This is a genomic window from Macrococcus capreoli (assembly GCF_025628935.1).
GTDB lineage: Bacteria > Bacillota > Bacilli > Staphylococcales > Staphylococcaceae > Macrococcoides > Macrococcoides capreoli.
In genome coordinates, this window is record NZ_JAOTIS010000001.1 from 70,268 (window position 1) to 91,371 (window position 21,104).

Annotated in this window: 22 protein-coding genes and 1 riboswitch; of the genes, 19 read left to right on the forward strand and 3 right to left on the reverse strand. The window is 35.4% G+C overall.

What is annotated here, in order from left to right; all coding sequences use genetic code 11:
- Positions 1–15 precede the first annotated feature (15 nt).
- The 3 genes from OCL94_RS00375 to OCL94_RS00385 all read left to right on the forward strand — a co-directional run bounded on the left by OCL94_RS00375 (position 16) and on the right by OCL94_RS00385 (position 1,909).
- Positions 16–654 (forward strand): Bax inhibitor-1/YccA family protein, encoded by a 639-nt coding sequence (locus OCL94_RS00375; RefSeq protein WP_262993417.1) that lies wholly within the window; start codon positions 16–18, stop codon positions 652–654.
- A 113-nt stretch (positions 655–767) separates the two neighbouring features.
- Positions 768–1,481 carry a YebC/PmpR family DNA-binding transcriptional regulator gene (locus OCL94_RS00380; protein WP_262993420.1) on the forward strand — a complete coding sequence of 238 codons (714 nt, stop codon included), beginning with the start codon at positions 768–770 and terminating at the stop codon, positions 1,479–1,481.
- A gap of 50 nt (positions 1,482–1,531) precedes the next feature.
- Positions 1,532–1,909: a GNAT family N-acetyltransferase gene (locus OCL94_RS00385; protein ID WP_262993422.1), complete on the forward strand. Its 378-nt coding sequence runs from the start codon at positions 1,532–1,534 to the stop codon at positions 1,907–1,909.
- A gap of 32 nt (positions 1,910–1,941) precedes the next feature.
- On the opposite strand, the gene OCL94_RS00390 is transcribed toward OCL94_RS00385, so the two are convergent.
- The gene (locus OCL94_RS00390) at positions 1,942–2,457 is read right to left on the reverse strand and encodes a DUF1697 domain-containing protein (protein WP_262993424.1); all 516 of its coding nucleotides are present in this window, start codon (positions 2,455–2,457) and stop codon (positions 1,942–1,944) included.
- A 70-nt stretch (positions 2,458–2,527) separates the two neighbouring features.
- Between OCL94_RS00390 and OCL94_RS00395 the strand changes: the two genes are divergently transcribed.
- From OCL94_RS00395 to OCL94_RS00430, 8 genes are all read left to right on the forward strand, one after another.
- Positions 2,528–3,307, forward strand: coding sequence for an SDR family NAD(P)-dependent oxidoreductase (locus OCL94_RS00395; protein WP_262993426.1), 780 nt, complete (start codon positions 2,528–2,530; stop codon positions 3,305–3,307).
- A gap of 130 nt (positions 3,308–3,437) precedes the next feature.
- Positions 3,438–3,818, forward strand: a complete 381-nt coding sequence (locus tag OCL94_RS00400) for a GntR family transcriptional regulator (protein ID WP_262993428.1) — start codon at positions 3,438–3,440, stop codon at positions 3,816–3,818.
- Positions 3,805–4,707, forward strand: a complete 903-nt coding sequence (locus OCL94_RS00405; protein ID WP_262993430.1) for an ABC transporter ATP-binding protein — start codon at positions 3,805–3,807, stop codon at positions 4,705–4,707. The genes OCL94_RS00400 and OCL94_RS00405 overlap by 14 nt, the downstream gene beginning before the upstream one ends.
- The gene (locus tag OCL94_RS00410) at positions 4,679–6,571 is read left to right on the forward strand and encodes a hypothetical protein (protein ID WP_262993433.1); all 1,893 of its coding nucleotides are present in this window, start codon (positions 4,679–4,681) and stop codon (positions 6,569–6,571) included. The genes OCL94_RS00405 and OCL94_RS00410 overlap by 29 nt, the downstream gene beginning before the upstream one ends.
- 54 nt (positions 6,572–6,625) lie before the next feature.
- Positions 6,626–8,116 carry a phospholipase D family protein gene (locus tag OCL94_RS00415; protein ID WP_262993435.1) on the forward strand — a complete coding sequence of 497 codons (1,491 nt, stop codon included), beginning with the start codon at positions 6,626–6,628 and terminating at the stop codon, positions 8,114–8,116.
- A gap of 77 nt (positions 8,117–8,193) precedes the next feature.
- Positions 8,194–8,299: riboswitch (SAM riboswitch) on the forward strand.
- A 71-nt stretch (positions 8,300–8,370) separates the two neighbouring features.
- Positions 8,371–9,387 (forward strand): methionine ABC transporter ATP-binding protein, encoded by a 1,017-nt coding sequence (locus tag OCL94_RS00420; protein WP_411268458.1) that lies wholly within the window; start codon positions 8,371–8,373, stop codon positions 9,385–9,387.
- Positions 9,388–9,439: 52 nt separating this feature from the next.
- On the forward strand, positions 9,440–10,042 hold the full coding sequence (locus OCL94_RS00425) for a methionine ABC transporter permease (protein WP_411268459.1): 603 nt from the start codon (positions 9,440–9,442) through the stop codon (positions 10,040–10,042).
- Between the two features lie 15 nt (positions 10,043–10,057).
- Positions 10,058–10,900 carry a MetQ/NlpA family ABC transporter substrate-binding protein gene (locus tag OCL94_RS00430; RefSeq protein WP_262993442.1) on the forward strand — a complete coding sequence of 281 codons (843 nt, stop codon included), beginning with the start codon at positions 10,058–10,060 and terminating at the stop codon, positions 10,898–10,900.
- A 263-nt stretch (positions 10,901–11,163) separates the two neighbouring features.
- On the opposite strand, the gene OCL94_RS00435 is transcribed toward OCL94_RS00430, so the two are convergent.
- Positions 11,164–12,483, reverse strand: coding sequence for an N-acetylglucosaminidase (locus OCL94_RS00435; RefSeq protein ID WP_262993444.1), 1,320 nt, complete (start codon positions 12,481–12,483; stop codon positions 11,164–11,166).
- Positions 12,484–12,552: 69 nt separating this feature from the next.
- Positions 12,553–13,107 (reverse strand): TetR/AcrR family transcriptional regulator, encoded by a 555-nt coding sequence (locus OCL94_RS00440; protein ID WP_262993446.1) that lies wholly within the window; start codon positions 13,105–13,107, stop codon positions 12,553–12,555.
- 152 nt (positions 13,108–13,259) lie between these two features.
- Here OCL94_RS00440 and OCL94_RS00445 point away from each other — a divergent pair, with 152 nt between their 5' ends.
- From OCL94_RS00445 to OCL94_RS00480, 8 genes are all read left to right on the forward strand, one after another.
- Entirely contained in the window at positions 13,260–13,910 is a 651-nt protein-coding gene (locus OCL94_RS00445; protein WP_262993448.1) for an HlyD family efflux transporter periplasmic adaptor subunit, read from the forward strand.
- A 12-nt stretch (positions 13,911–13,922) separates the two neighbouring features.
- Positions 13,923–15,719, forward strand: coding sequence for a DHA2 family efflux MFS transporter permease subunit (locus OCL94_RS00450; RefSeq protein ID WP_262993450.1), 1,797 nt, complete (start codon positions 13,923–13,925; stop codon positions 15,717–15,719).
- Positions 15,720–15,803: 84 nt separating this feature from the next.
- Positions 15,804–16,334 (forward strand): ribonuclease FAU-1 family protein, encoded by a 531-nt coding sequence (locus tag OCL94_RS00455; protein WP_262993452.1) that lies wholly within the window; start codon positions 15,804–15,806, stop codon positions 16,332–16,334.
- A 453-nt stretch (positions 16,335–16,787) separates the two neighbouring features.
- Positions 16,788–17,786: a tryptophan--tRNA ligase gene (gene trpS / locus OCL94_RS00460; protein ID WP_262993454.1), complete on the forward strand. Its 999-nt coding sequence runs from the start codon at positions 16,788–16,790 to the stop codon at positions 17,784–17,786.
- A 111-nt stretch (positions 17,787–17,897) separates the two neighbouring features.
- On the forward strand, positions 17,898–18,641 hold the full coding sequence (locus OCL94_RS00465) for a TatD family hydrolase (RefSeq protein WP_262993456.1): 744 nt from the start codon (positions 17,898–17,900) through the stop codon (positions 18,639–18,641).
- A 16-nt stretch (positions 18,642–18,657) separates the two neighbouring features.
- Complete coding sequence (locus OCL94_RS00470; protein WP_262993458.1) at positions 18,658–19,548, forward strand: LysR family transcriptional regulator; 891 nt, start codon at positions 18,658–18,660, stop codon at positions 19,546–19,548.
- Positions 19,549–19,621: 73 nt separating this feature from the next.
- A complete protein-coding gene (locus OCL94_RS00475; RefSeq protein WP_262993460.1) occupies positions 19,622–20,278 on the forward strand; it encodes a GTP pyrophosphokinase in 657 nt (218 codons plus the stop codon).
- Positions 20,279–20,286: 8 nt separating this feature from the next.
- Complete coding sequence (locus tag OCL94_RS00480; RefSeq protein ID WP_262993462.1) at positions 20,287–21,102, forward strand: hypothetical protein; 816 nt, start codon at positions 20,287–20,289, stop codon at positions 21,100–21,102.
- Positions 21,103–21,104 lie beyond the last annotated feature (2 nt).

The window sequence follows — 21,104 nt, forward strand, 5'->3', positions numbered from 1 at the left end:
TAAATGAGGGATTTTATGAACAATTACAGTTATCAATCACAACCTGTATCACATAGTTCAGCAGTAAGAAACGCATGGTTATACTTTATTTACTTTTGGGTCATCTTTGCTGCAGGAACATTTTTAGGACAATTCGTACCACCAGGCTTACGCATGATGGTATCCGTATTAATCTTTGCTTTAGTATTTATTTCAATCTTTGCAAAAGCTTCACGTAAATTTGGATTTGTCATTTCAAATATTATGGCCTTTGCATTAGGTATCGTCAGTTATACATCGTTTATGTATTATTTAGGAGTGTTAGGACAAACAGTATTTTATCAGAACATTGGACTGGCAATCGTTGCATTCTTTGCATTTGGTGCAGTAGGTTACTTTGTTGTTGGCGATGCATCTAATTTAGGCCGATTATTATTCCCGGCGTTAATCGCATTAGTCATTGCAAGTTTCTTAGGGATGTTTATCCACATTCCAATGCTTCATTTAGTAATTACGATTGCTGGATTAGCCATTTTCTTCTTATATACGATTTATGATTTCAATCGTATGAAGCGTGGTCAATTCTCAGCACAAGAGATGGGCTTTAACTTATTCATCAACTTATTGAACATCATTATGGATGTATTACGTTTAGCAAGTATTTTAAGAGACTAATACAATCTCATTTAAGGAGACACATTCAATTGTGTTTCCTTTTTTTTGTTTTGTGCAAACGAGAAGATAAGTGTATAATAATGACATATTAATTTGAAGGAAGCGTGTATACTATGGGTCGTAAGTGGAACAATATTAAAGATAAGAAAGCTGCTAAAGATAAGAATACAAGTCGTATTTATGCGAAATTTGGTCGTGAAATTTATGTAGCTGCAAAGTCTGGTGAACCAGATCCAGAATCAAACCAAAATTTAAAGTTCGTACTTGAACGTGCAAAAACATATTCAGTACCGAAACATATCATTGACCGTGCGATTGAAAAAGCAAAAGGCGGCGGTGAAGAGAACTACGATGAGTTACGTTACGAAGGTTTCGGGCCAGGCGGCTCAATGCTTATTGTTGATGCATTAACAAATAATGTAAACCGTACAGCAAGTGATGTTCGTGCTGCGTTTGGTAAAAACGGCGGGAACATGGGTGTATCAGGTTCTGTAAGTTATATGTTTGAGAATACAGCAGTATTTGGCTTTGACGGTAAGACTGCAGATGAGACGTTAGAATTATTAATGGAAGCGGATTTAGATGTACGTGACGTAATGGAAGAAGACGGGCACGTTGTCGTTTATGCTGAGCCGGATCAATTTGCTGCAGTTCAAAATGCGTTAAAAGAAGCGGGCGTTGAAGAATTTACAGTTGCTGAACTTTCAATGTTAGCGCAAAATGAATTAACGTTATCAGAAGCGGACTTAGAAACGTTTGAAAAGTTAGTCGATGCGATTGAAGATTTAGAAGATGTACAAACGGTGCATCATAATGTTGAGTTATAATTTATTATAAAGTCAGGAGCAATCCTGACTTTATTTTTTGAGGTGAAATGATGATTCGTAAATTTATCGCACAAGATATATATGCAATACAAAGTATGAATAAGCATGAAGGTTGGGATAATTTAGTCGCTCGACATGAACAAACACTTGCAGCATGGATGAATAGTGAAAGTTATGTTTATGATTTGAACGGACAAGTTGTATCGGCAATTCGCGGAATAACGGATGGACATGTCTCGCTTTATATTTGTGAGCTGATTACGCATCCTAACTATAGAGGCAATGGTTATGCGAAAGCATTACTGCAATATTTACATGAACAATATCCAACGACTCGTATGGAATTACTCGCAACAAGTAGTTCTAAAAGCTATTACGAAAGAGATTTTAGACCATTTTATGGCTTTAGACGTACGTATGGTGAATAAAAATAACGTTACTGGTATGTTCACCAGTAACGTTATTTTATTTTTGCGACAATTTTCTCTATCGTCCTTAAATTACGAGATGTTGTGTCACTTTTATACATCTTTTTACCTAAAGCGTTACCGAATTTAGAATCTAGCGTCATACCTTTTCTTACAGTCCAGTAAACAACGTTATTGCCAAGTTGAACGAACTCGTCTGGATCTCGTGGTAACAGTAATAAATCCTGCATGACGACATCACTGTTTACAAAAATGACATATGGTTGCATGTCATCCTTTAAGTCGAATGGATAGTCGTCAATTAACGAGTGCATTTCTTGTGCATCACGTACGATGACAAATGCTTCATAGTTAAACGTTTCGCGTAACGCATTTTCTATCATTTCTTTTTGTACTGCTAAATCTAAATCCGTATTATAGATCACATTTCCCGTTTGTAAAACGAGCATAACGTCAGTAAATCCGAGTTGTTCAAATACAATTTTTAAGTCATGATTTTTAATTTTGATGCCGTTCACATTTATGCCACGTAATAAACATACAAACATGAAATCACCTCTTTTTTCTATTATCATATCACGATATTTGATATATTTTATGTAAAAGGAGCTGAAGAATATGGATTTAGGTTTACAAGGTAAAGTAGCAGTAATTACGGGGTCTAGTAAAGGAATTGGTAAAGAAACAGCAACTGTACTTGTTGAAGAAGGTGCGCATGTTGTAATTGCGAGTCGTCATGAGGAAGACTTAATTGAAGTCGTAAAGGAAATTAAAGAGCAGACAGGTAAAGATGTAGCTTATCACGTATGTGATGTAACGAATGAAGCTGATTGTAAAGCGTTTGTTCAAAAGGCAATTGATAAATATGGCAAACTGGATATATTAATCAACAATGCAGGCAGTGCTTTTGCGAAAAACTTTGAAGATGTATCACTTGAAGATTGGCAACACGATTTAGATTTAAAAATCTTCGGCGCTATTCATATGTTACATGCCGCGATTCCTGAACTTAAGAAAAATGGCGGTGCAATTTTAAATTTAACAGCCGTTGCAGGTAAAAATCCACCGGCGAATACGACACCGACATCTGTAACGCGTGCCGCGGGTCTTGCATTGACGAAGACACTGAGTAAAGATTTAGCACAGTATAATATTCGTGTGAATGCAGTTTGTATCGGTTTAATTCGCAGTGGACAAATTGAGAAACGCTGGCAAGAAGAAGCGCCGGAATTAACTTGGGAAGAGTACGCAAGAGATCCGAAGTTTGATATTCCACTAGGTCGCATTGGTGATACACGTGAAGCAGCGAATGTTATTTCATTTTTAGTAAGTCCTGCAGCTAGTTATGTGACTGGTGTTGCAGTGAATATCGATGGTGGTAAATCGCCAAGTTTATAGAGATTAATTTCGAACACACAATAACGTGTGTTCTTTTTTTGCACCTTTTTACAAATTTTACTTGCATTTATCCGTTCTAAGTGTATTATAATAAGTAGTACAGTTAATACAGTAGAAACGGAGTGAGAAGATGATTGCTATCGATAATCGCAGCCGTGTTCCGATATACGAACAGTTAATCAGTGCATTTAAACTACAAATCATGAATGGAGTATTACAAACGGATGAGCAATTGCCATCTGTACGTCAGCTCGCACAAGAACTGACGATTAATCCGAATACGATTCAGAAAGCGTATCGTGAACTAGAGCGTTTAGGTTTTACATATTCAGTTCCTGGTAAAGGGAGTTTTGTTAATAAAGTAGAAGATACTGTGCAAAAGGAGCGCATCGAAATGTTAACCGAATCATTAGAAAAGATTGTTCAGGAGTTATTATTCCTAGGCTTAACGAAAGAGGACATTATCGACAAAATCAAAGACATGCGAGGTGATCACGATGATACAAATTAAAGCAGTTTCGAAAAGCTTCAGTAATTTCACAGCGGTCAACGATGTAACGCTCGATATTGTACCAGGACGTATACAAGGTTTATTAGGGAGTAATGGTGCCGGGAAGACGACCTTGCTTAAAATGATTGCGGGTATTTACAAAGTTGATGCAGGTCAAATTACGTTTAATCATCAAGATATATTTGAGAATGAAGATTACAAATCTAAGATGATATTCATTTCTGATATTCCTTATTTCTTTGGACATGCAAATTTAAAAGAAATGGGTGACTTCTACCAGAAGCTCTATCCGAATTATAGTGTTGAACGCTTTAATCAACTATCAGAATTACTTAAATTAAAGCCCGATAAAAAACTTGCGAAACTATCAAAAGGAATGCAACGTCAATGTGCATTTATATTAGCGATTGCAGCACGCCCAGAAGTGATGTTGCTCGATGAACCGTTTGATGGTTTAGACCCAATCGTCAGACATACGATTAAGAACATCTTAATTCAGGATGTGAGTAATCATGAGATGGCGCTCTTTGTATCAAGTCATAATTTACGTGAGATGGAAGACTTCTGTGATTCTGTGACGCTGATGCATGATGGGAAAATATTGATGGCACGTGACTTAGATGACTTAAAAGGTAATGTTGCGAAGATACAGATGGCGTTTGAAACGATTCCAGATGAATCATTCTTTAAAGGTATGAACCTTGTTGAGAAGACAGTAAAAGGGCGTGTTGTGACGTGTATCGTTAAAGGTAACTTTAACAACATTGAACAGTATATTACATCAGGACATCCATTGATGTATGACATTTTGCCACTTTCGCTTGAAGAAATATTTACGTACGAATTAGGAGGTCACGGTTATGCCATTGAAAACATTATCGTTGAATAAAGCATTGTTCAGCAATTTATCACGTTCCATAATCTTTTTATCAATCATAAATGTTATTTGTACATTTATCCTTGTTCCGTTTTCATATGTCATCGCACATATGGATTCGAGTGCTGTGGCACATCAACATAGTAAATATTTAATCGGTGAAACAATGACGATGCCGATATATTTCTTTGGGACGATGGCTTATGCTTTGTTATGTGCGGCTTTCTTAACATATTACTTTAAGTCACAGGCAGCATCAGACTTTATTCATAGTTTACCGATTAAACGTGAACGTATTCTGATGACAGTGTACGCTGTATTCTTCTCGCATTTAATGATCAATCTTGTTGTCAATGGTCTTATCACATGGATTGTAAGTATTAAATATGCAACGATTGATTGCGAGAAAATTGTATTATGGATATTGATTAATTTAATCATTGATTTCTTTATCTTTACGATTACGATGTTGTTTGGTTTATTTATTAATAATATGCTTAATCATATCGTGTCATCGATTATATTAATTGTGTCGCCGTATATATTAGGGACGATGGTGTTTACGACGCATATGTTTATGTTTAAAGGGTTACAAAGCTATCCGGATAGTATTATGAAGCACTTCACAGTACCGATTAAATTTCTGGAAGATTTGACAACAGATCAAATGGACTTTAAATATTTATTGGTTATATTCGTTGTGAGTTTAGTCATGTTCATATCATTGTTTGTGATTTATAAAAATAGAAAAAACGAACGAATTAATGAAGCATATGCAACGCATTATGCACACTTTATAATATTTTACGTTTCAATGTTAATCGCGACTTTACTCGGTGGTATCATCTTTAATTCTATATTTAATGAACAGAAACTGATTATGATATTCATATATTTTGTTGCATTTACACTGATATATATCTTCCTGGAAATGATGGCGCAGAAATCAGTACGCATTCAATTTAATCGTAAACTTTATAGCATTACATTAGCACTTGTTGCTGTAGCGCTGGTAGCGGTGTATTTAATGGGTCAATCAAGAGAAAAATATGTACCCGAAGCTGAAGCAATCAAATATGTTTCAACAACATTTGATGAAAAAGAACAAGCGTGGGAAAATGGTATATTAAGTGATGTAAAAGTTTCAGATAAAAAATTTATTCAAGATGTAGTGAATAGTCATAAGCAGTTAATATTAGCGGATAAACCTGATTTATATAATGAAGAGCAAGTTCCAGTGAGTATCAAATATGTATTAAATAATGGAAAGAAGATTAATCGTACGTATAATGTTAGACAAAAAGATTTCGAGCTATATATGAATAAAGTAGCTACAAAAAATAATGCTGCCATTATTACGAAATATATTGATTGGGACAAATTGTTGAAACGTAATGTAACTTTAAACATTGAAACGGCAGATAGTTCATTTGCAGGAAATGAACTAAATAATAAACAAAAAGATATTCTTAAACAATTACTCATTAATAAATATAATAAAAATTATGTGTCGAAAAATGGAATTCCAAATGAAGAATCAGCATTACATTTCACTTTCTCAAACGATGATCCGAATATATCAGAAGAGAATTTGAGCATATCAATTTATGATAAAGAAATACTACAATTTTTAATTAAAGAAAAGTTAATCACAGACGCGAGTTCGGCATTACCACTTGGTGATGTCTATGATTTAGGTGACAAATCAAATTATAAGAAAATAAAAGATGAAGATGATATTACAAAACTTGAGTTTGCTAAGAAAATAAGCAGAAATCAATTTAAATCATTATTTAAAGAAAAAGGTGCGGATCCATCAGGAAATCATTTATACTTTTTCGAGCAAAGTTATAATTTTGTACTTATGAACAATTAACAAGGTCAAATATGGCCTTGTTTTTTGTTATAATAAGCCATAAGGAGGGTCACTATGGCTGCTAAAAAGAAGAGCGTTGTTTCTCAAACGAAAAAGAAACAGAAGGGTAAGAAAAAGAAATTAGGTTTTAAAAATATAGCGTTAATTTGTTTCGGTGTGTATGTTGTTTGCGCAATATACGGTGCGAATAAGCCATTGCCAGGTGGGGTCTCAAAATGGTTTGATTCCAGTAAGACGAATGACGCAGAAGTACTGATTGATAATACATATGAGAAAGATAAAGTGATGCACTATGATCATGAAATATTTAATCATCAGTTAAAAGCAATTGAAGAAGCTAACGACTTTATTATATTAGACATGTTCTTATTCAATAATGCGTATGATGGTGAAGTTAAATTTCCTGAACTTACGAATCAATTAACGAATGCATTAATTGCAAAGAAACAAGCAAACCCTAATATTAAGATCTATATGCTTACAGATCCAATTAATTCATTTTACGGCAGTTACACACCAGACCATTATAAGCAATTGCGTGCAAACGGCATTAATTTATATGAAACCAATCTTGTCGCGTTACGTGATTCCAACCCAGTTTATTCAGGATTATGGCGTCCGACATTGCGCTGGTTTGGCAATAGTGAACATGGTTTCATTAAGAATATATTCTCGAAAGATGAACCGAATGTTACGGTACGTGGATTTGGTCGATTGCTCAATATGAAAGCCAATCATCGTAAGACGCTAGTGACAGAACAAACGGCGATTATCGCTTCAAGCAATCCACATGACCCAAGTGCACATCATCAAAATGTCGCACTGAAAGTGAGTGGACAAATACAGGAAGATTTAATAAACAGTGAGATTCATGCTATGAATATGAGTGGTGCAAATCTTAAAGTAGGTGACTTTAAAATTAAGTCACGTGCGTTTAATAATAGCATGCACTATACGACATCATTAATGACAGAAGGCAAAATAAAAGCAGCGCTGTTACAGCAAATTGAACGCATGGGCAGTAAAGGTTCTATTAAGATGGGGATGTTCTACTTATCGGATCGTGATATCGTGAAAGCCTTAATCAACGCAAGTAAACGTGGTGTGGATATTCAACTGATACTTGATGTCAACAAAGAAGCATTTGGTAAAGAGAAACCGGGTATACCGAATAAACCGGTAGCTCATGAACTAATTGCAAAGTCAGATGACAATATTAAGGTTAAATGGGCGGTCAGTCATGGTGAGCAATACCATGCGAAGTTTACGTTGTTCAAAGATAAAGATAAGCATGAATCAACACTTGTTTTAGGCAGTGCGAATTTAACACGACGAAATGTTGGGGATTTGAACTTAGAAACAGATGTAATGATTTCAGGTCAATCCGATTTACCAGTATTTACGAAGATGGATAAAGATTTTGATGCAAAATGGAATAACACATATGCCCATGTGACAGATCACTATGATGTGAAGAAAGATCCATCATTCTGGAAGACGGTACTCTATCGTGTGCAGGAGTTTAGTGGGTTATCGAGCTTTTAATATCATTTTTTAATTTTTTCAAAATTCATATTGACAGATTATTTAGTTAACTGTAATATAATAAACAACTTAATAAATATTTATCAAGAGAGACTGAGGGATATGGCCCGATGACGTCTCAGCAGCGGACTCTATATAGAGCACTGTGCTAATTCCATCAAGCTCATGCTTGGCAGATAAATTCGAACGTGTAAACGTGTATTTAGCTACCGGCTGAGTACACGTTTTTTATTTTGGGAGGAAAAACAATGGGAATTATTGAAATTGATCACGTCACAAAGACGTATCAAACAAAGAAAGGTCCAATCAATGCATTAGATGATGTGTCTTTATCTATTGAAAAAGGACAGATTTACGGGATAGTCGGTTATTCTGGTGCAGGTAAGTCAACGTTACTCAGGTTAATTAACCGACTCGAAACGCCATCATCCGGAAGAGTCGTTGTCGAAGGGCAGAATTTAGGTGCACTTAAAGAAAAGGATTTACGCCAACAACGTCAAAACATCGGCATGATATTTCAACAGTTTAACTTGTTTAAAGCAAAGACCATCAGTGATAATATTCGCTACCCGTTAAAGCTAACGAAGCAGTATTCCAAGGCTGAAATTGAGCGTCGTGTTGATGAGTTACTGGCTTTTGTTGGGTTATCAGATAAGAAAGATGATTATCCGAATCAATTATCAGGCGGACAGAAACAACGTGTCGGCATTGCACGTGCATTAGCAACAAATCCAGATATTCTGCTCTGTGACGAAGCAACGAGTGCACTTGATCCCGAAACGACGGATGAAATATTAAAGTTACTCAAAGATATTAATGAGAAGTTGAATATTACAATTGTGATTATTACCCACGAGATGGAAGTAGTGAAATCTATATGTGATGAAGTGGCAGTGATGGAAAAAGGTCGCGTCGTAGAACAAAATAATGTGTTTGATTTATTTACTTCACCAAAGCATCCAACGACAAAACGATTTGTACATAGTGTGCTAAACGATGATATTCCGAAAGAGATTAATATCGCGAACCGTAAACTGTATCGCTTTATTTTTAATCATCAGCAAATATTAGAACCTATATTAAGTCAGACAGGCCGTACGAATAACGTTGATTTCAATATTTTATATGGCAGTATAACCGAGTTAACGGATAGGCTATTTGGTAATTTGCTCATTGAAGCCGTTGGAGAACCAAATAACATTTATAATGCATTACTTGAAATTAAGCAGCACGGAGTGGATGTAAGGGAGGTAGAAGGATTTGAAAACTGATTTAAGCACATTCTGGCCCGTCATATTAGACCATACGATTAGTACGTTAATTATGGTCGCCATTACGTTAGTACTCGCAACATTGCTCGGTTTACCATTAGGTATTCTATTGTATGCAACGGCGAAAGGGAATATTCTGGAGAACAAAATTTTAAATACAATATTAAATGCATTGATCAATACGATTCGACCTATTCCATTTATTATTTTCTTAGTCGCACTCATTCCGATAACGCGTTTTTTAGTTGGCACGTCTATCGGGATATGGGCGGCAATATTCCCAATGACGCTTGCAGCATCATTATCAATCGCGCGTGTCGTCGAGAATAATATCGTATCGGTCGACCGCGGTGTTATTGAAGCGGCACAGTCGATGGGTTCAAGTAAGTTTGATATTTTGTTTAAAGTGTTGATACCTGAAGCAGCAGGTGCATTAATATTAGGATTAACATTTACAACAGTGTCCCTGATTGAATTCTCTGCTGTTGCCGGACTTGTCGGCGCAGGTGGGATTGGATATTTAGCATTTACATATGGTTATCAAAGATTTGATGTGGCGGTCATGTTCATCACCGTAGTGATATTAATTATATTAGTACAGATTACGCAATTTATCGGTAACAAATTAGCAAGTATATATACGAATCGATTATAAAAGGAGCATGAAAAAATGAAAAAGTTATTGGTATTATTCTTAAGTTTAGTATTTGTATTAGCAGCGTGTGGCGGGAATAAGAAAGATGATAAGACAGTAAAGATTGGCGTAACAGGCGTTGACTCTAAAGTGTGGGAAGTTGTTAAGAAAGAAGCGGCGAAAGATGGAATTAAGATTGAATTTGTAGAATTCCAGGATTACACAGCGCCAAACAATGCGTTAGCTGAAGGTGAAATTGATTTAAATGCATTCCAGCACTTTGCGTTCCTTGACCAATTTAAGAAAGACCATAAATTAAAGTTATCAGTAGTTGGTACGACAGTATTCGCGCCACTTGGGGCATATTCTAAAAAGATTAAAGATATTAAAGATGTGAAGAAAGGCGATACGATCGCAATTCCAGATGATGTGACGAATCAGGCACGTGCATTAAAGTTGTTACAACAAGCAGGATTAATTAAGTTATCGAGTGATTTCGGATTATTCGGTGGTCCAAATAAAATTACGGAAAATAAATTAGATTTAAAGATCAAGCCGATTGATGCACAACAAACACCACGTGTGTTAGAAGATGTTGCAGTTTCAGTTATTAATAATGGTGTGGCAGCACGTGCAGGTTTAATTCCTAAGAAAGATCCAATCTTCTTAGAGGATTCAAACAATAAAGATGTGGCACCTTATATTAACGTCATTGCTTCAAAGACAGAAGACAAAGATAACAAAACGTATAAGAAAATTGTTGAATTATATCATTCAGACTTAGCGAAAGATGCGTTAAAAGAAGATACGAAAGACGGAGAGATTGCGAAGAACTTATCTCCAGATGAAATTAAGAAGATTGAAGAGGGTTTGAAATAAGGGGTATGTTATTAAGGAAATGATGTTCATCTGGTGAGACTCCAGGTGAACAACCCCCTTTTTACTCCATACCCCAACCCATAACGAAACACCTTGTCCACAATGGATAAGGTGTTTTGTTGTGTTTGATATATGAGATAATGGTCATTGCCGGTAAATCAAAAATACCGGCAAACATTTCGAAAATCTCTGCTATTTGAGCAATTCATTGCCGGTAAATCAAAAATACCGGCAATCAAATCAGCAAACCAAACGATCTAAATTTACTTAGCATAATGAATAAAGTTGAATTTACCACCAGATATACCTAACTTTTGGTAATATGCATACATATAATTTGCATTGGCACTTGCCCATAATATATCCGTTGCATATTGACTGTTGCCTGGAGACATTGGATTCCAGCGCATCGTATATAATGTGTTTTGAGTATCGGATACAAAGCCTTTTGAAATATACTCAGCACCACCGATGATTGCTTTCTCAGGTGTGTCCCACCCGACATTCGCAGCAAATTGTGCACCGTATTTCACAGCATCTTTATCGTAAGCACCAACACCGTACATATTGTAGAAATGTTGATGTGTATCTTCGCCTTTTATTTTAACCCCTTTAGCTAACGTACTTGTACCTTCAGCAGTTTCTAAAAACGCATGGCTGATTAAATAAATCTCATTGATATTATATTTTTCACTTGCTTGTTTAAATGCTTCACCTTGTCCAGCTAATATACCTTTCCCTTCAAGCAGTGTATTCAATTGTTCGACAGTTAAATGTTGTGAGGCATTTAACACTAAAAACTGATACTTCTGCACGGGATCCATCATTGCATCTTCAGGATTCATTGCTTCCAGCACATCTTTACGATGCGCATCTTTCCACTTTAATCCGTTTGAATATTGCGGCTTCGGAATAAGCGACAATTGAATTTTTAATGCTTCTTGTAAAGTGACAGGTACTTCAATGTGTTGAATCCCATTTCCAGTCGGGCGTGGCTGTTGGTGTATGTTGATTTCAGGTTGTTGCTTACGACTGTCCTGTACATTTGATTGTTGTTCTTTACGGCCAACATCATTTGTAATATTGAGCCAGCCTTTATTACCATTTGATAGTGTCCCTAATATATAAGTCTGATCACCAACACGAAGCGTCTTCTCAACTTGAATAACTTCATTTTTTCTAATTCTATCGATTACTTGTCGAGCGCTGCCTTCAGGAATTTCATATAATTTCGCTGAAGATGACTTTACTGTATACGTGTTGTCGTGTGATGAAACAGATTTCACTTGCTCAATTTGTAAATCGCTTGCTTTCACATAGCCAATAGCATGCTGAATATCATCCGATGTTTGCACACGGTAATATTTCTCACCATTGATTGTATGCATGTCATTAACATATAGCGTATATTGTGCGAACGAACCTGCTACTTTTTTTGTCATTGCGGATTTGTTCGTAATGATTACGACATTCTCGTTTTTTATTTTACCGATCTTTAGTTGTTCGGCTTTTGCATTATGTGAAAATAATAGCAATGATGCCGCTGCAACTGTGCCGACCGTAATAGATTGTAATAATCTCATGCATAACCTCCATGTTTCGTTTTTACTATTATACTTGAAATTTTACGTTAGTGAAATAAAACACTTCGATTATCGATTGATTTTAAGGATATTATTATAAATAATTTTGCTGATGATAGTTGGATCTTCCGGGCAATCGTTCTGTAACCAGAAGAATAATACCCCGAACTGACCGCCGACAGTATAACTGACAAAGTAATCCGGATAGTTGAGCGTTACCGTGCTATTTAATACAGCCAGAAAATTTTTGCGCCAGCTACCCATTAATTTTTGCGTAAAGTTTTGTGCAGGATGCATCGTAATTAATATTTTGAAAAACTGTTTATGTTCATATATATATTGAAACGTTTGATTTAAATATTTTTCTACAGAAGGGCGTTTATCAGTTTCAGAATTTAAGTTTTGCAAATTATCATTCATGATTTGTTCGATATTTGAAATATGTAAATCAATCATACCATCTAATAAGGCATATTTATCTTCGAAGTAGGCATAGAAAGTAGAGCGATTAATTTGACTTTGTTCACAAATCATTTTGATTGTAATTTCTCGAAAGCGAAATTCTTCCATGAGTTGTAGAAATGATTGTTCTATAAGTTCTTTTTTATCTAATTTGTATGGCATATTGTCACTCTTTCTAAAAAATAAAATTGTTAGCGTTACCAATACTTTATTGTAATCAAAATCCAACATTTAGACAAATATTGTTGGTTGATTGTAAATTGAAACGCACTATAATAATGGTTATGTGAAAAAAATTATAGGAGGAAATACACATGAAAAAACTTGTTTTAATCAACATTTTAACTTTAATTATTTTAGTTGTTGGAGGCTTTACTGCATTTCATTTTTATAATGAAGCAACAAACTATGTAAAAACAGACAATGCGAAAATTGATGGTACACAAATCGTAATCGCAAGTCCAACTGCTGGTAAATTAACTGCATTAGATAAAAACGTAGGCGACAAAATTTCTAAAGACGACAAAATTGGAACTGTTATGGGTATGGGCCAAGACGGCAAACCTGAAAAAATTGAAATTACAATGCCACAAGACGGAACAATCGTAAAAACACAAGCAACTGAAAATGGTTTTGTTGGTGCGGGGACACCAATCGCTTACGCATATGATTTAAATAAATTATTTGTAACTGCAAATATTAAGGAAACACAAATCGACGGTATTAAAGTTGGTCAAGATGTAGATGTTTATGTAGATGGTTATAAAGATACTGATCTTTCAGGTAAAGTGAAAGAAATCGGTTTAGCAACAGCTTCAAGCTTCTCAATGTTACCTTCTTCAAATGGTAATGCGAACTACACGAAAGTGACGCAAGTTGTACCAGTAAAAATTGAATTAGATAAAGGTAAATCATTAGACATTATTCCAGGAATGAATGTAACTGTACGCATTCATAAAAACTAAGGAGGTTTTTGTATGACCTCAAGTATTATATTATATGTGATTTTTAGCTTATGCATCTTCTTTCTGATCAATCGCTTTATGTTAAAAGCGAATCGTAAGAAGCAACAAGCAACTACTACACAACCAATAACTGAAACGACTGCAACACAAGCTACACCAATAGCAACTGCACCAGAAACTAAAGTAGAAACACCAAATGAAACAACAACAGAAACAACAACAGAAACAACATATACTGCAAAAGAAATCGACGTAAACAAACCTGTCCATGAACAAGTAAAGCCACAAGGAGCACTTGTTCAATATGGTAAAGGGATTACGTTAGCTAAAGTTATTACGGCTCTGATGATTGGGATGTTCGTGGCGATATTAAATCAAACATTAATTAACGTAGCACTGCCAGTATTAATTAATGATTTCAGTATATCTACATCGACTGCACAATGGTTAACGACAGGGTTCATGTTAGTCAACGGTATATTAGTGCCGATTAGTGCATATATGATTCAACGATTTACATATCGTCAGTTATTCTTAACGGCGATGATATTCTTTACAATCGGATCGGTGATTTGTGCGATTTCATTTAACTTCCCGTTAATGATGTTAGGTCGTATTATTCAGGCGGTCGGTGCAGGGATACTAATGCCATTAGGAACAAACGTATTTATGACATTATTCCCACCAGATAAACGTGGTGCTGCCATGGGTATGATGGGGATTGCGATGATCTTAGCACCAGCGATTGGTCCAACATTAACAGGTTGGGTGATTCAGAACTATCATTGGAATGTAATGTTCTATGGTATGAGTATCATAGGTGCCATTTCATTAATCATCGGATTCTTCTGGTTTAAGATTTATCAGCCGACGAAAGCTGTTAAATTAGATATACCTGGGGTGATATTTAGTACATTAGGATTTGGTAGTTTATTATATGGATTCTCAGAAGCGGGGAATAAAGGATGGGGCTCAGGCATTGTTGTTTCAACGATGATTATTGGTATCATCTTTATTCTATTATTTATTTACCGTGAGATGTCGATGAAAGTACCGATGATGGATTTACGTGTATTGAAATATACAGGCTTCTCATTTACTTTACTGATTAATATTATTGTTACGATGAGTTTATTCGGTGGGATGTTATTATTACCTGTATATTTACAATCGATTCGTGGATTCTCACCACTTGATTCAGGATTGTTATTATTACCAGGTTCATTATTAATGGGTCTGATGGGGCCAATATCAGGTAAATTACTTGATAAAATTGGGATTAAACCGATTGCGATTTTTGGTTTAGCCATCATGACATTTGCAACTTGGGAATTAACGAAGTTAAGTATGGATACAAGTTATGGTCATATTTTAAGTATTTATATTTTACGTTCATTCGGTATGAGTTTTATCATGATGCCAATTATGACAGCAGGTATGAATGCTTTACCGTTACGTATGATTCCACATGGAAATGCGATTAGTAATACAATCCGTCAATTAGCTGGATCAATTGGTACAGCAATATTAGTAACGGTCATGACGCAACAAACAACTGCGCATTTAGGCGATATTACGAATCAACTGGATAAGACCAATCCAGCATTAATGAATTCTATGACGCAAATTGGTCAACAAGTTGGTAATAGTAATTTAGGCACACAAGTTGTCATGGGACAAATTCAAAGAATGGCAACGATTAATGGTATTAACGATGCATTCTGGGTTGCGACTGCACTAAGTATGTTAGCATTCATCCTTGCATTCTTCTTAAAAGGAAAAGACCATTATAAAACAGATGAAGTATAATTAAATGAAATTTATAAACAAGGGGATAAAATCGTTTATCATCCTTGTTTATTTTTATATAATGGGTTGTAAGGAGTGGGTTGTATGAAAACCAAATATATTGATAAACGTAGCTGGCGCCGATTAATCCGAAAAGAGTATCGTGAAATTCCTGTAAAAGATGAACAGTTTGAAGGAATTATTGGCGAGATTATAATGGAGAAAGTGAAATCTCCACTAGTGGTTAATATCATAGGTGAAGATATCGTTGTAGCAGATGACGGTTATCGCTGGTTGCAAATATTGCCGAAAGATAAACATTATAGCATTACAGTGATGTATAATCGTGAACAGCAACCTATTCAGTATTATATAGATATTAATGAAGAGAATTTTACGGAGCTCGGTGAAGCTAGAACGCATGATTTATATTTAGATGTGCTCGTATTACCGGATGGTCGATATGAACTCGTGGATGAGCAGGATGCAAAACGTGCGTTAAGTAAGAAAGAGATTACGAAAGCGCAATATGACTTTGCTTATGCAACAGCACATAAAGTAATGGATTGTGTAAAGACTAATTTCGGCGATTTACAGAAGCTTGCTGAATATTGTAAAGATAAAATAGAACAATAAAAAGTGCCTATCTGAATATCAGATAAGCACATTTTTTTTTAGCTGGCAATAAAGTCGCCACCGTTGATATGGATTACATAGCACCAGGTTAATCGTATTCACATGTCCAATAACGACAAGTTAATGGACATGTGGCGTTCATCCTAAATATAAAATTCGTATTATATGTTGTAATTTCTTTGTTCAAAGAGTAAAATAACTGTAAATTCATATTATTTCAATTGAGAATAGTAGCATATTAATTTATTTTAGAGAACATGTGTTAGGTGCGAACATGTATAAATTAAATGTGAATGGGCTCATTATTTGAAACTTGACTAATACATACGTCAGGCGGAAACATGACCGATACAACATGTACGTTATGATTGTAGCGATTAGGTGGTATAGCGAGAGACTCGTCCTTATTTAGGGATGGGTCTCTTTTTTATTAAATTAATAGGAGTGATGGAAATGAAGACAGTATTAACTGGCATTAAACCAACTGGAGAATTACATTTAGGAAATTATTTAGGCGCAATTAAACCGGCGATAGATTTATCACATGATAAGAATAATAAATATGCTTATTTTGTTGCGGATATTCATGCCCTTAATAACGATGCCATTCGAAAAGAAGGAGCGATTAATGAATTAACAAAGAAAATAGCTGCTGCATTCTTTGCACTTGGCCTAGATACAGAACGTTGTTTATTCTACAAACAATCAGATATTCCGCAAATTACAGAGATGAGCATGTATTTAATGAATGAAACGTCAAAAGGATTACTCAATCGTGCACATGCTTATAAAGCTAAAGTTCAAGATAATGTTGCTAATCACTTTGATCCAGATAAAGGGGTGAATATGGGGTTGTTTAATTATCCTGTATTAATGGCAGCAGATATTCTTATTATGGATACAGACATTGTGCCTGTCGGAAAAGACCAATTACAACATATTGAAATCACACGTGATATTGCGCAAAGTATCAATAGCCAATATGGTGAAATATTTAAACTACCCGTTGCAAGTATTGATGAGACTACGATGGTATTGCCGGGTAACGATGGACGAAAGATGAGTAAAAGTTATGGTAATACGATACCGTTATTTTCTACTGAAAAACAGCTATATAAAAACATCATGAAAATAAAAACAGATTCAATTGCATTAGGAGAGCCAATTCCAACAGAAGGCTCAGTTGTTTATACTTTATTCAAAGCGTTTTTAGCTGAACATGATATGGTAGAAGTAAAGAAGCAGTTTGCAGCGGGGGTGGGCTACGGTAACTTGAAGAAATTATTATACGAAGTGATTAACAATGATTTAAATGATAAACGCCTGAAGTATTTTGAATTGTTAGAAGACCCAACTTATATCGATAGTATATTAGAAAAAAATAAAGAGATAGTACGAAATCAAGCACAATCAAAATTAGATTTATTGAAAGATAAGATGTTGAATCATTAATTAGTGTGGTGTACATAAAACCTGGTTAATTGTATTCACATGTCCAATAACGATAAGTTAATGGACATGTGGCACATCTTAACACACCAACCTCAAAAAGGAGCTATCCAAATGATCGACGCACATATTCATCTCGATAAATATTCAGAATCAGCGCAACTACATATCATGAACAATGAAGCAATCAATGGTTATATTGCTGTAGCTATGGATTTCGATGGTTCAAAGCGATTGCTTGAACTCAATCAACACGACGATGTGCAAATTGCGCTTGGATTTCATCCAGAACAGTCTATCCATCCAAATGACATCAAGCAAATTCTAAATTTAATCGATCAACACCATAACGATATTATCGCTATTGGTGAGGTCGGCCTTCCACATTATATGAAGCGTGAACAACCGAATCTAACGATTCAACCTTATATCGACACGCTTGAGCAATTTATCGTCAAAGCGAAGCAATATGCTTTACCTATCGTATTACATGCAGTATACGATGATACTTTGATAGTTTTAAGGTTATTAGAAAAACATCAAATAGAAAAAGCACACTTCCACTGGTTTAAGGCTAGTGATGCTGTAATGAAACGCATGCTCAATACGAACTATATGGTCAGCGTCACACCAGATATATTATGGAATCCAAAGACACGTAAAGTCGTATCAACATTTCCGATTCACCGCATCATGATTGAAACGGATGGTCCATGGCCTCATGATGGGTTCGAACCACATCACATTCACGCGCAATTATCTGCTATAATAAAAGAAATTGCACAAATTAAATCGTTATCATTTGAAACTGTTCGTCAAACGGTAACATATAATACGAAACGATTCTACAATCTTTAGAACTGAGGATTACATAATGAAAATTGATGATTACAGATTATTAGTTGCCTTAGCTGACGAAGAAACGCTACGTAAGGCAGCAGATACATTATATATTTCACAACCAGCTGTCAGTCAGCGTTTAAAGTCTATCGAAACGGAATGGGGAACAGATATATTCATTCGTACGAAGAAGAAACTCATTGTCACAACTGATGGTGAACTCATTATTCAACACGCGCGTAAGATGCTCAAAGAAGAAACGAACTTAAAAGAAATGATTCAATCGTCAAATGGTATCGTGAACGGTAAACTTTCAATCGGAGTATCTTCATTAATTGGTCATACGATATTACCCATCGTATTAGGTCGCTTCGTCGAACGATATCCTAACGTAAAGATTCAGTTGCAAGTCGGCTCTTCAACACGTATTACAAATAATCGACATGACTTCCACGTTTCTGTCATTCGTGGCAGTAAAATAATGAACTTACATAATGAATTATTAATGAGCGAAAAGCACTATTTTATTTATCCGAAAAATAAAGCCCATGAGCTTGATCAATTACCTATGATTGAATTCCAGGCAGATCCGATTTATTTAAAGGAAATAGAACATTGGTATACCGAGCAATTCAACAAAGAATATGCACCACAAATAAAAACAGATCAAATATCTACATGTAAATCATTACTCCTGAATGGCGTTGGGATGACGGTGTTACCAGAAATCGTGATGAAAGATATCGATCATGATTTATTTGAAATTCAGTTATTAGAGGTAGCAAACAATCCATTGTTACGTGAAACGTATTTATGTTATGAAACAGATGTACTTAGTTTGCCTCAAGTAAGCGCCTATATAGAATTAATGAAAGAAGTAGCACAAGAATATAATAATGCTCCTCAATATTTACCACTTCATTAGTACGAGTACAAAGTGTATTCGTACTTTTTTCTGTGTAAATTTGTTATAGTATTTCTGAAGAGAGGGAATTGATATGGATATTAATCAAATATTTAATAAGATTGAAGAGCAGACTGAAATTGTAAAGGTAGCTGAAGAGTTTCAATATTTCTTTAAAGAATACGAGATGGGGATGCTCGAATTAACGAGTGATATTGACATCATTGATTTAGAGTGGCAAGCCAGATACGGCTATTCACCTTTCGAACATGTTAAGACACGCATCAAAGCGCCACTATCACTGCGTGAAAAGTTACAACGTAAAGGGATAGATTTCACGTTAGATGCCATACGGGAGAATATATTCGATATTATAGGTGTGCGCATTGTGACGACCTTTGAAGAAGATGTTTACAAAATATATGAAATATTAAGTCGTCGCAGTGATTTGCGTGTTATTCGTGTGAAAGACTATATAAAACATCCGAAACCAAGTGGTTATAAATCATTGCATTTAATCGTTGAAACAGAACTCGTGTTATCTGAAGGCGTGAAATGGATTCCTGCTGAAATACAAATTAGAACACTCGCTATGGATTTCTTCGCTTCAACTGAACATAAATTACAGTATAAGTATAATACGAAACAATTGAGTGATGAGATTCGCAATGAGCTACGCGCGGTTGCAGACGCTTCTAGTGAACTGGATCGTAAGATGACTGAAGTACGTAATACAATACTTTTAGGGTAGGTGGCATTATGATTCAATCAGTGCTAGCACAAGGTGTCGGTCAAATGAATGAAGATGCAGTCGTAATTAATGATCGTGCTAAGATTTATGGTGTAATTGACGGTGTAACGAGTTTAGAGGGAATACTAATTGATGGGATTACACCCGGTAAACGTGCTGCTGAAGCGGTGAAAGCTTCTTTTGAACAGGCAGACTCACATATCACATTAAATAATGCAACTGAGTTTGCCAATGCGAGTATTCAGACCGAAATGGATCAGCTAGGTATTGAAATTCATCATCCGAAAGATCGTTTTCAGTGTTGTCATGCGGTTGTTAAATTAAACGATAATTATGCGGATTATACGACGTCTGCAGATTGTGTGATTTATACAATCGATACGTTGAATCATGTAACACAGGTTATGCCGAAGTATGTAAAGCAAGTTGAAAGCAGTCGGGTAAAACATTGGGAAGAGAAGTATCCCGGTGTATACGATTCTGGGAAGCTACCCGATGAAATGCTTGATGCGATCAATAAAGCAAAGGCAACAGCGAATATTCCTGGAGGGTATTCAGTCATGAACGGTGATGTTCAATTTAATCAGTCTTATAATAGAGGCACAATTGATACATCAAATTTATCACATATTGTTCTTACGACTGATGGTTTTTATGATATTGAAAGTTTAGGGTTAGAAGCATTTGTATCGAAATTTAAATCTGAAGGTTTAGATCATATGTTAAGCTATATGATTGACAAAGAACTGGAAGATCAAGATAAAACGAAATATCCACGCGTGAAATTACATGACGATAAAGCATGTGTAATGATTACTTTATAAGC